This is a genomic window from Chryseobacterium lacus, from assembly GCF_003336205.1.
GTDB lineage: Bacteria > Bacteroidota > Bacteroidia > Flavobacteriales > Weeksellaceae > Chryseobacterium_A > Chryseobacterium_A lacus.
Genome location: NZ_QPIE01000003.1, coordinates 270,366 through 282,372, shown reverse-complemented (window position 1 = coordinate 282,372; position 12,007 = coordinate 270,366). Strand labels below are relative to the sequence as shown.

The window sequence follows — 12,007 nt, the reverse complement described above, 5'->3', positions numbered from 1 at the left end:
ATTAAAAAACATGTTGTACTACCTCTACGAATATTTGACAGCCAACGGAATTCACGTTCCAGGGCTCAATCTGTTACGGTACATTTCGTTCCGCGCTGCGGTTGCTGTTTTGCTTTCTCTCATCATCGCCATGGTGTACGGCAAAAGAATCATCAATTACCTCCGGAAACGACAACTTGGGGAATTGGTACGCGATCTTGGACTGGAAGGGCAAAAGCAAAAAGAAGGAACTCCCACTATGGGCGGGCTTATCATTATTCTCGCTACCCTTATTCCGGTACTTCTTTTTACCAAAATTCTAAATATTTACATCCTGCTCCTCATCGTTTCCGTACTGTGGATGGGAGCCATCGGTTTTATTGATGATTATCTGAAGAAAATTAAGAAAAATAAAGACGGGCTCAGCGGGAAATTTAAAATTATAGGACAAGTCGGCCTGGGGCTCATCGTAGGCGTTACCATGTATTATCACTCAGATATTACTGTCAAAAGAAAATATGCAGATGCGCAGGTGTTGAACAGAAATAATGTGGAACAGAACTTTATGCCAACGGAAAAATCGACTGTTTCAACCGTTCCTTTTTTCAAAAACAATGAGTTTGATTACAGTAAAATCCTCTTTTGGATGGATGAAGAAGAACAGCAGGAATGGGCCTGGATCATCTTTATTCCCATGGTAATTTTCATCGTCACAGCCGTTTCCAATGGTGCCAATATTACTGACGGCATCGACGGCTTGGCAGCTGGAACCAGCGCCGTTATTTTGCTTACACTGGCTTTTCTGGCGTATGTTTCGGGGAATATCATTTTTGCAGATTATCTCAACATTATGTTCCTTCCAAATATGGGTGAAACCACCATTTTTGCTGTAGCCATGGTAGGTGCCGTCATCGGATTTTTCTGGTACAATACCTATCCTGCGCAGGTTTTTATGGGAGATACGGGAAGTCTGATGTTAGGAGGCGTTATCGCTGTTCTGGCGATTATTTTAAGAAAAGAACTGGTAATTCCTGTGTTGTGCGGAATTTTTCTGGTCGAAAATATCTCCGTCATGCTTCAGGTAGCCGTTTTTAAATACAGAAAGAAAAAATACGGACTAGAATATGCCCAAAACAACAGATTATTTAAAATGTCACCACTTCATCATCATTATCAGATGAATGGATATCATGAGAGTAAAATTGTAAACAGGATGATTATTATCGGAGTGATGCTCGCCATCATTTGTTTAATAACGCTGAAAGTAAGATAGTATGAGAACAGTAATTTTAGGTGGAGGAGAAAGTGGCGTCGGAGCAGCATTGTTGGCCAAAAAGAAAGGAATGGAAGTATTTCTTTCCGATATGGGCAGCATCCGCGAAAATTACAGGCAACTGCTGATTCAAAATGATATTGATTTTGAAGAAGGCATGCATACGTATGAAAAAATACTGAACGCGGATTGGATTGTAAAAAGCCCCGGAGTTCCAAAAAAAGCAGATATTATTTTGGAAATTAACCAAAAAGGAATCCGGCTTTCATCAGAAATTGAATTCGCTTCTGAGTTTACGGACTCCAAAATTATCGCAGTCACAGGCAGCAACGGCAAAACCACCACCACTTCCCTTATTTATCATATCCTGAAAAATGACGGACTGAAAGTAGGTCTGGGTGGAAATATCGGAAAGAGTTTCGCAAAACAGGTGGCTGAAGAAAATCACGATTATTACGTTTTGGAGGTAAGTTCCTTCCAGTTGGATGATATCCAGAATTTCCGGCCTTACATCTCCCTTTTGCTGAACCTGTCTAAAGATCATCTGGATCAGTACAATTACGATTACGAGGAATATGCACTGGCGAAATTCAGAATTACCGAGAATCAGGAAAATGATAATTTTTTCATTTACAATAAAGATGATGAAATGAGCAGAAACCTCCTCGAAAAACTGGAAATAAAAGCGAAAATGCTTCCTTTTTCTACGTCTGAGACTTTAGCGGAAGGAGCCTATGCAGATGAAGACCGTATTTTCATACAGCTTCATGAGGAGTTCTCACTGAAAATCGAAGAACTGGCACTCATGGGAAAACACAATGTCGCCAACAGCATGGCAGCTTCTATTGCCGGGAAACTACTGAACATCAGCAACGAAAGCATCCGGAATTCGCTGATCACGTTTCAGGCTGTCGAGCATCGTCTGGAACTTGTTTCGGAAATCAACGGTGTGCAGTACATCAACGACAGCAAAGCGACCAACGTGAACGCTACATATTATGCTTTGGAAAGCATGAAAAAACCCACCGTTTGGATTGTAGGCGGAGTAGATAAAGGAAACGATTATACGGAAATAGAGGAACTGGTGAAGAGAAAAGTAAAAGCCATTGTTTGCCTCGGTCTTGACAATCAAAAGATTATTGATTTTTTTAAAGATAAAAAACAGGCCATTTACGATACCTCCAGTATGGAAGAAGCCGTCGCGGTTTGCAGAAATATTGCAGAGAAAGGAGATACCGTATTGCTTTCGCCTTGTTGCGCAAGCTTTGATCTCTTTGAAAATTATGAAGACAGAGGAAAGAAATTTAAAGAAGAAGTCCTGAAAAAATAATGAACGGAATAACTACAGAAAACAAATTTGAATACCTGAAGGGCGACAAGGTTCTTTGGACCGCTATCATTTTGATTTCGGCATTTTCTGTTTTTCCGGTATATTCTGCGAGTTCCAATCTGGAATATATCGTGAACACCGGAACCACAACAGGGCATTTGCTAAAGCATCTCTTCTTCGTGATCCTCGGTCTCGGCCTTATGCGTGCGGTAGGATTTGTAAAATATGAATACATCGGAAAGCTCAGCACCATTTTATTAGGAATTTCAGCCATATTACTGGTGGTTACCATGTTTACAGGGCAAACCATTGATGGTGCAAGTGCTTCACGCTGGCTCAAAATTCCGGGAACGCCGTTCTCCTTTCAGCCTTCTTCGTTTGCTTATCTCATGCTCGTCATTTATTTGTGCAGGTATCTTACGAAAAAAATCAACAGGGAGAGATTGCCTATTGAAAATATCTTTTACATTTTCGGGCCGATACTTCTGGTGTTTTTCCTTGTTGCAAAAGATAACGGCTCCACAGCGTTGATGATCATGTTGGTTTCTATCGCAGTGCTCATCATCGGCCAGCTGAACTGGAAATATATCGCCGGATTTATGGCGACGGCTTTCGTAGCAGGAACCATGTTTGTGATGGTAGCCCTTCATACAGACCTCATAGGTAGCAACAGAGTTCATACCTGGATGAGCCGCGTAGAAGTTTTTTTTGATTCAAAAGATAAATCCGCCGAACTGCCGACTGAAGAATTTAAAGCAAAAAACTATCAGGTAATGCAGGCGAAAGCGGCCATCGTTCACGGTGGAATTACGGGAATGGGACCCGGAAAAAGCGCACTGAAACAAATGCTTCCACAGTCTGCATCGGATTTTATTTTTGCCATTATTGTAGAAGAATACGGCTTTATCGGAGCTTTTGCACTCATTATACTTTACCTGATTATCATCATACGAATCGTAATGATTGCCAGCAAAATGCCTGCTTTCTTCGGCTCGCTGCTCGTTATCTCCATGGGAGTGATGATTTTTATCCAGATTGCTGTCAATATTGCTGTGGCAGTCAATCTCATTCCGGTAACGGGACAGCCGCTTCCGCTCATCAGTTATGGAGGAACTTCCATGCTGGTTACCTACTTCCAGTTGGGAATAGTCTTGAATGTAAGTTCAAGAATTCAGGTGTATGATGAGGAAGGAATGGGCAAAAAACAAAGTATTGAAGAAATAAACGATATCGCATAAACAGCAGAAAATGAAAAATAATGCCACCGAAAATACCCGGAATACAAGACCGCTGCATATCCTGATGAGCGGCGGCGGAACCGGTGGGCACATCTTTCCTGCTGTTGCCATTGCCGATGAAATAAAGAAAAGATTTCCTGACGCTGAATTTCTTTTCATCGGAGCCAATAATAAAATGGAAATGGAAAAAGTTCCTGAGGCAGGATATAAAATTCAGGGTTTGAATATTACCGGCATAGACCGTGGGAATAAACTGGCAAACATCAAACTTCCCTTCCGGTTGATTTCCAGTATTTATAAAGCAAAAGATATTGTTAAGAATTTCAAACCGGATTTGGCTATTGGAACCGGCGGATTCGCCAGCGGGCCTGCACTCTATGCTGCTGCAAGCTTCGGAATCCCGGTTTTTATTCAGGAGCAGAATGCACATGCCGGGATCACCAATAAAATCCTGAGCAAAAGCGCTCAATTGATCTTTACGGCGTATCCGGAAGTAAAAGGGTTTCCGGCACCTAAAACAAGATTTTTAGGAAATCCGATTCGGGAAAGCATCATTTCCGGGCGCGTTGATTCCAAAGAAGCAAAAATAAAATTAGGCTTAGATCCTGAGAAACTGGTGATTCTTTCTGTTGGAGGCTCACTGGGTTCCAAAACGCTAAATAACAGCTGGTTGGAGCATTTAGATCTGCTCAAAGAAAGCAACTGTCAGCTCATTTGGCAAACCGGAAAACTGGAGTATCAGAAACTAGAATCAGATTCAAAAATAACCCGCCTTGGATCGCAAATCCTGCTCAGGGAATTTATTACTGATATGCCGATGGCTTATTCCGCTGCGGACATCATCGTTTCCAGAGCGGGAGCCATTGCCATCTCCGAACTTTCCGTAGCTGGAAAACCGGTGATTCTGGTTCCTTTCCCCTTTGCGGCAGAAGATCATCAGACCATGAACGCCATGAAATTGGTGGAGAAAAATGCCGCGAGAATGGTAAAGGATTCCGAAATGAAAGACAAATTTTGGGCAACGCTAACTGAACTCTGCAATGATCAGAATCTAAGAGCTACGCTGTCGCAGAATCTCAATTTCTTTGCGAAACCTAATGCTACACAGGAAATCGTGGATGAAATTTTAAAAAAATTAAAAACAGAATGAGCGTCTTAGATAAATATCAAACCTTCTATTTCGCAGGCATCGGCGGCATCGGCATGAGCAATCTTGCCCGCTATTTCCATGCTTCCGGGAAAAACGTTCTTGGATATGATAAAACAGAAACCAAACTGACCAAAGAACTTGTGGCAGAAGGGATTTCGATTACTTTTGAAGACGATATTCATAAAAATATTGCGGATTTAAATCCCGACAACACTCTGGTGGTGTATACTCCGGCCATTAAAAACCTGAAGATTCTGGATTATTTTAATGAAAATAACTTTCAGATTCTGAAACGGGCAAAAGTCCTCGGACTCATCACGGAACACACTGAATGTATTGCTGTGGCAGGCACGCATGGCAAAACCACAACGTCTACCCTCATCGCACATTTATGCAACGTGGCTGGACTTCCTTTCTCCTGTTTTCTGGGCGGAATCTCTGAGAATTTTAAATCGAATTTCCTCTATAAAGGAAATCAATATTCCGTCGTGGAAGCGGATGAATACGATAGAAGTTTCCTACAGCTTTCTCCGGATTGGGCTATTATCACTTCCGATGATGCTGATCATCTGGATATTTATGGCGATGCTGAAACCATCCGCCAGGGATTTCAGGATTTCGCAAATCTCATTCCGGAAAACCGACACCTTTTTGTGAGGAAAGGAACTCATTTAAATCGGCCCTGCATGACCTACGCCGTCAACAGTCCGGCTGATTTTTATTCGGATGAGCTTCAGATTGAGGAAGGACGGATGCATTTCAGCTTTCATTATGAGGGAAAAACAACGTCGTTTTCTTGGGAAATCCCGGGAATTCATAATGTGGAAAATGCCACAGCCGCTATTGCCCTTCTCAGCAGTTTGGGAATAGATATGCCCACATTGCAGGAAGGCATCAGCAGTTTCAAAGGCATTAAAAGAAGATACACCATTCATCATTTTGATGATAAAATTTACATCGATGATTATGCGCATCATCCCACGGAACTGGATGCTATTTTAAACTCTATCCGTACCTTTTATCCCGAGAAAAAGTTAATGGTCGTTTTCCAGCCGCACCTGTTCAGCCGCACCCGCGATTTTGCCGACGGATTTGCAAAAAGCCTCTCCAATAGTGATGAGCTGCTGTTGTTGGACATTTATCCGGCAAGAGAACTTCAGGAAGATTTCCAAGGAATCACGTCCGAATGGTTATCAGAGAAAATTATTCATCAGAACAAAAATGTAACATCGCTGGAGAACAGCCTGGAACTGATAAAAGAAAAAGATTTCGATATTATCCTTACTGCGGGTGCCGGAAATATCGACCGGCTGTATGACCCGATAGTAGAATGGCTCAGCAGAAAATAGCATGAAGAATAAGTGGAGAATACTGAAGATACTCGTAACAGTGATCCTTTTTGGGTTTCTGTTAAGCTTCTCTTTGCAGCGTTTCAGCGATGCACCAATGGAGCAGGTATCTGTCAATTTAGTAGAGCTGCAGGAGAGTGAAAAGGTATATTTTATTGATGAAAAGGAAATCAGAAATTTAATTAAGAAATCAAATCCTACTAAAAAGATTGGTGATATTGATATTCCGGCACTGGAAAAAAAGATCAGCAGGCTTCCGTCCATCGACAGTGCCAATGTGTATCTGAACCTGAACGGACGGCTGAATGTGGATATCGTACAGCGTGTTCCCGTCTTTAGGCTGAACAAAAACGGAAACGATTTTTATGTGGACCGCAAAGGCAATGAATTTCCGGTTTCCAGAATTTATTCGCATCCGTGCATGCTGGTGACGGGAAATGTAAAAAAGGAAGAATACATTCCTTTGGCAGAGCTGATCGACAAGATCAACCAGGATCCTTTCAGTAAGAAATACTTTATTGGTATTTCAAAAGTGAAAAAGGACTACAACCTCCTTACCAGCGAAGGAAATTTCAAAGTAGAAATAGGAAATCTGGAGAATATCGAATTCAAAGTGAAAGGCTTCAAAACCTTTGCGGAGAAATTCCTTGTCTTTCAGGATCAGAATAAATACAACAAGGTTTCCGTAAAATACGACAATCAGATTGTCACCACGCTCAATCCGCAGTATGAAGGAAACGACAGTATTTTAACGGTGCGGAAAAAGCAACTGGCAAAAATTCCTGAACTCGCCGAAAGGAAACAAGAAATGATCAGAAAAAAAACAGAATAAATCAAATCAAATCAATATACAATGCAAAATCAAGAGTATTCAGTAGGACTGGACATCGGGACAACTAAGATTGTCGCCATTGTCGGACGGAGAAACGCTCATGGGAAAATCGAAGTCATGGGTGTCGGAAAAGCAAAAAGTTTGGGCGTGCACAAGGGAATTGTGAACAATATTTCCCAAACCATCAATTCCATAAAAGCGGCCGTTGCAGAAGCACAGGCCAGCGCAGGAGTTCCTATTCATAAAGTAACCGTCGGGATCGCCGGAAAGCATATTCGCTCGCTTCAGCATTCCGATTATATTATGAGAGAACATCCCGATCAGTATATTACAGAAAAAGACATCGAAGCCCTGAAAGAACAGGTGAAAAAACTCGTCATGCTTCCCGGCGAGGAAATTATTCATGTTCTTCCTCAGGAATATAAAGTGGACAGTGAAGGTGAAATTCATGAACCTGTCGGAATGCACGGAAAACGCCTGGAAGCTAATTTTCACGTTGTGGTAGGACAGATGGGAAGCATCCGGAATATTGCAAGATGTGTAAAGGAAGCCGGATTGGAAATGGAAGCGCTCACTTTGGAACCCCTCGCTTCTTCCGAAGCCGTACTCACCAAGGAAGAAAAAGAAGCCGGAGTTGCTATCATTGACATAGGCGGCGGAACCACCGATATCGCAATTTTCAAAGACAACATTATCCGTCATACCTGCGTCATTCCTTATGGTGGAGGAATTATTACGGATGACATCAAGGAAGGCTGTTCCATCATCGAAAAACATGCAGAACAACTGAAAGTGAAGTTTGGCTCTTCCCTTCCGGACATGGAGAAGGAAAGCACTTTTGTCACCATTCCGGGACTGCACGGAAGACAGGATAAAGAAATTTCCCTGAAAACACTGGCGCAGATTGTAGGTGCCCGTGTAGAAGAAATTCTGGAAATGGTAAACACTGAACTGAAAGCTTACGGCGCCTTCGAGCAGAAGAAAAAACTGATTGCGGGAATTGTCCTGACGGGCGGCGGATCCAACCTTAAAAATCTTCGTCTGCTGGCCAATTACACCACCGGTTTCGACAGCAGAATCGGTTTCGCCAACGAATATATTGTGAATGATAAAAACCAGTATCTGAAAGGGCCGGAATTTGCCACCGCAATTGGATTACTGATGGAAAGTTTAAAAATCCGAGACAAAAAATCCTATACTACGGAAGTGGAAAATACCGCTGAAGCTACTGAAAGCACTCCCGCTGAAATGGTTTCTGACAACGGACAGGAAACAGTTTCAAATGAAGAAACCGGCGAATCCAATGCTGAAAGGAAGAGAAAAGGCCTCACTTTCGGACAGTCGTTAATGGAAAAAGTTAAAAAGTTCTTTGAAGAAGTAGAATAAATCAAATTAAAATAAGCAATATGGAAAATTATAACACACAAGGATTTTCGTTCGATCTGCCCAAAGGAAATTCGTCGATCATTAAGGTTATTGGAGTCGGCGGTGGCGGTAACAACGCCCTGAAACACATGTACGAGAGAGGAATTCACGGCGTAGATTTCGTGATTTGCAATACCGATGCACAGACATTGGACAACAACCCCGTTGCCAATAAAGTTCAACTGGGAATTTCCACCACAGAAGGTTTGGGCGCAGGTGCCGACCCGGAAGTCGGAGAAAAAGCTGCCATCGAAAGCATCGATGAAATAAAAGCAGCGATGGGACAAAACACCAAAATGGTCTTCATCACAGCCGGAATGGGTGGCGGAACCGGTACCGGAGCAGCTCCCGTTATTGCAAAAGTGGCAAAGGAAATGGGAATCCTGACTGTAGGAATCGTAACCGTACCTTTTAGTTTTGAAGGAAAAAGAAGGCTGGATCAGGCGGAACTCGGATTGGAAAAACTGAGAAATAATGTGGATTCTCTGATCGTAATCAATAATGATAAACTTCGCCAGCAGTTTGGAAACTTAGGCTTCAAACAGGGATTTTCTAAAGCCGACGAAGTGCTGACCAATGCAGCAAAAGGAATGGCCGAAGTCATCACAGGATATTTTGATGTGAATATTGACTTCCGTGATGCCAAATCGGTGCTTCAGAATTCCGGAACTGCACTCATGTCCACAGGATCCGCTTCCGGTGAAAACAAAGCCGAAGAAGCCGTGAAAAAGGCCCTTGATTCTCCGTTGTTGAACGATAATAAAATTACCGGCGCCAAAAATGTCCTGCTACTCATCAGAAGTGGTTCGCAGGAAGTCACCATGGACGAAATCGGAATTATTATGGATCATATTCAGCAGGAAGCCGGAAATACCGCCGATATTATTTTCGGGGTCGGAACTGATGAGGAATTAGAAGAGCAAGTGAGCGTATTGGTCATTGCCACTGGATTTGCCAAAGACAATCAGAAAAACACAGCTTTTACCGAGAAAGTAAAATACAATCTGAACGATACACCAAGAAACTCTCCATTCAAATGTGCTTCAGAAAGAGAGGAATCATCAGCAAAAGACTTCAGTTCGCCGACGCTTTTCCGCCTAGATGATGAAGATGAAACAGGAACTCCTGATTTTCCGAAAAATACCGCTGCAGTAAAGGAAATTAAAAGTGATTTTAAAATCATTGACCGAGAAGAAAAGTACCGACAATTTGAAGAAAATGATGATTCTCATAACGCTGAACCTCTTTTCTCGGGAAATGCCGAACCGTTAGCCGAACAGGATCTGGAAACACAGTCGTTCCGTTTTGAAACAGAAGAGAAACCTGCCAAAGATGAAAATACTTTCGGAAATGTGCCGCCAGTTTCTTCGCAACAGCAAGACGAAGAAAAACCGATGGAATACAGCTTTTTCATAAATAATGCGATTCCCGAATTAAGTTTTGAAGAAGAAAAGGAAACTTCCTCAAAGTCGGAAGATTTTGCAAAACCGGAAAATAATACAGCAAAACCGGAAACCCAGCTCATTCCTGATGCAGAGCCGACTATGGAAACGGAAGAATTTACTTTTATCAATAAAACCGTTCATTCGGACAAAGTGGCAGAAAGAAGAAACAAACTGAAAGAATTCAATTCCAGATATCTGGTAACGGAGCATGAAAGTGATTTCGAAACCATTCCCGCTTTCAGAAGAAAAAACATTACCATCGATGGAAATAATGCTTCGGAGCAACATGTGCAAACCTTCCTTTCCGAAAACGATAAGGGACAAATGCAGGTTCGCGAAAACAGATTTCTAAATAAAGATGTAGATTAATCTTTTAAAAAAAGCAAAAAATGAGTTTAGAAAATACCATCAATGATGCCATCAAAACCGCAATGCGGGAGAAAGACAAAACGGCTCTCGATGCTTTGCGCGCCGTAAAATCGCAGATTATTTTGCTGAAGACAGAAGCCCGTGGTGCAGAAGTTTCTCCCGAACAGGAAATCGCCATTCTTCAGCGGATGATCAAACAGCGGAAAGATTCCTATGAGCAGTTTACTGCACAGGGAAGAGATGATCTGGCGACCGTGGAAACGGATCAGATGAAGGTCATCGAAAAGTTTCTGCCGGCACAGCTTTCGACTGCTGAACTGGAAACAGAAATTAAGAAAATTATAGAAGAAACCGGTGCCACTTCTGTCAAAGATCTCGGGAAAGTAATGGGGACAGCCTCTAAAGCTTTAGCCGGAAAATCCGACGGAAAAAGCATCTCCGAAATGGTGAAAAAGTTGCTTTCCTAAGCAGCACATCACTTTTCGGCATTGTGTGGATATCCAACCTTTGCATATCGATTTGATTGAAGCCCGGAACCTCATTTGGTTCCGGGTTTTTTTACATTAAAAATGTTTCCATCCCTGAGCGGTAATTTCCGCCAGTTCGTTGCTGCCGCTCAGCACCAGATGATTGCCCTGAGAAAGCTCAACAGCATGGCCGATCACTGTAAAATCCAGATGGTTTTTGATCTTCTCAAAATCCTTTGGTGCAATGGTGAGAAGAAGCTCATAATCCTCACCTCCGTTCAGCGCACACATTACGGGACTGATGTTGAATTCCTCCGCCGTAGAAACCGTCAGCGGATCCAGCGGAACTTTATTTTCATAAATTCTGAAACCGACCTCCGACTGTTTTGAAAGGTGAAGTACTTCTGAAGCCAGGCCATCCGAAATATCAATCATGGCCGTCGGAACGATTTCCAAACCTTCCAGAATTTCCTGCACATCGGTTCGCGCTTCGGGTTTCAGCTGCCTTTCCAACAGATAATCATAACCTTCCATTTCAGGCTGCATCTGCGGATTTGCCAGAAATACAGCGTGTTCCCTTTCCAGAATCTGAAGTCCGAGATAGGCACCTCCCAGATCTCCGGTCACCACCAACAAATCGTTTTCTTGGGCACCTTTCCGGGTGACAATTTTATCCTGATCCGCAGCGCCGATGGCGGTAATGCTCATCACCAAACCGGAGGTGGAACTCGTGGTATCGCCGCCAATTAAATCCACTTTATATTTCCCGCACGCCAGCGCAATTCCTGAATAAATCTCTTCCAGTGCTTCCACCGGAAAGCGGTTGGAAACTGCCACAGAAACCAGGATTTGAGTGGGCACCGCATTCATTGCAGCAATATCGCTGAGGTTGGCCACAACGGTTTTATATCCCAGATGTTTCAAAGGAACATAACCCAGGTTGAAATGTACGCCTTCGGCAAACAGATCTGTGCTCACCACCATTCTTTTTCCTTCGTGAAAAATAACAGCGGCATCATCGCCAACACCCAGTTCGGACGACGGATTCTTCAGGCTGAACTTTTCGGTAAGGTGACGGATAAGGCCAAATTCGCCTAAAGTTGAAATCGGCGTCAGGTCCTGATTTTTATTTTCAAGCATCAGTGAAAAA

At 42.8% G+C, this 12,007-nt stretch carries 10 protein-coding genes; 9 read left to right on the top strand and 1 reads right to left on the bottom strand.

The annotated features are described in order from the left end of the window. The first annotated feature begins 10 nt into the window (after positions 1-10). The 9 genes from mraY to DQ356_RS05095 are packed head-to-tail and all read left to right on the top strand — an operon-like array spanning position 11 to position 10,857. Entirely contained in the window at positions 11-1,252 is a 1,242-nt protein-coding gene (mraY, locus tag DQ356_RS05135; protein ID WP_114303397.1) for a phospho-N-acetylmuramoyl-pentapeptide-transferase, read from the top strand. Between the two features lies 1 nt (position 1,253). Then, positions 1,254-2,582, top strand: coding sequence for a UDP-N-acetylmuramoyl-L-alanine--D-glutamate ligase (gene murD, locus DQ356_RS05130; protein ID WP_114303396.1), 1,329 nt, complete (start codon positions 1,254-1,256; stop codon positions 2,580-2,582). Continuing rightward, positions 2,582-3,820 carry an FtsW/RodA/SpoVE family cell cycle protein gene (locus tag DQ356_RS05125; protein WP_114303395.1) on the top strand — a complete coding sequence of 413 codons (1,239 nt, stop codon included), beginning with the start codon at positions 2,582-2,584 and terminating at the stop codon, positions 3,818-3,820. Before murD ends, DQ356_RS05125 begins: the two co-directional genes overlap by 1 nt. A 10-nt stretch (positions 3,821-3,830) precedes the next feature. Beyond that, a complete protein-coding gene (gene murG / locus DQ356_RS05120; RefSeq protein WP_114303394.1) occupies positions 3,831-4,970 on the top strand; it encodes an undecaprenyldiphospho-muramoylpentapeptide beta-N-acetylglucosaminyltransferase in 1,140 nt (379 codons plus the stop codon). Beyond that, positions 4,967-6,319 (top strand): UDP-N-acetylmuramate--L-alanine ligase, encoded by a 1,353-nt coding sequence (murC, locus tag DQ356_RS05115; RefSeq protein WP_114303393.1) that lies wholly within the window; start codon positions 4,967-4,969, stop codon positions 6,317-6,319. Before murG ends, murC begins: the two co-directional genes overlap by 4 nt. A gap of 1 nt (position 6,320) precedes the next feature. Beyond that, entirely contained in the window at positions 6,321-7,151 is an 831-nt protein-coding gene (locus tag DQ356_RS05110) for a cell division protein FtsQ/DivIB (RefSeq protein WP_228420644.1), read from the top strand. Between the two features lie 21 nt (positions 7,152-7,172). Further along, on the top strand, positions 7,173-8,537 hold the full coding sequence (gene ftsA, locus DQ356_RS05105; RefSeq protein WP_114303392.1) for a cell division protein FtsA: 1,365 nt from the start codon (positions 7,173-7,175) through the stop codon (positions 8,535-8,537). Between the two features lie 20 nt (positions 8,538-8,557). Beyond that, positions 8,558-10,390: a cell division protein FtsZ gene (gene ftsZ, locus DQ356_RS05100; RefSeq protein ID WP_114303391.1), complete on the top strand. Its 1,833-nt coding sequence runs from the start codon at positions 8,558-8,560 to the stop codon at positions 10,388-10,390. A 20-nt stretch (positions 10,391-10,410) separates the two neighbouring features. Then, positions 10,411-10,857 carry a GatB/YqeY domain-containing protein gene (locus DQ356_RS05095; RefSeq protein ID WP_114303390.1) on the top strand — a complete coding sequence of 149 codons (447 nt, stop codon included), beginning with the start codon at positions 10,411-10,413 and terminating at the stop codon, positions 10,855-10,857. 96 nt (positions 10,858-10,953) lie between these two features. Here the strand turns inward: DQ356_RS05095 and thiL are convergent, their stop codons facing one another. Continuing rightward, the gene (gene thiL, locus DQ356_RS05090) at positions 10,954-11,997 is read right to left on the bottom strand and encodes a thiamine-phosphate kinase (protein WP_114303389.1); all 1,044 of its coding nucleotides are present in this window, start codon (positions 11,995-11,997) and stop codon (positions 10,954-10,956) included. Between the last annotated feature and the right edge of the window lie 10 nt (positions 11,998-12,007).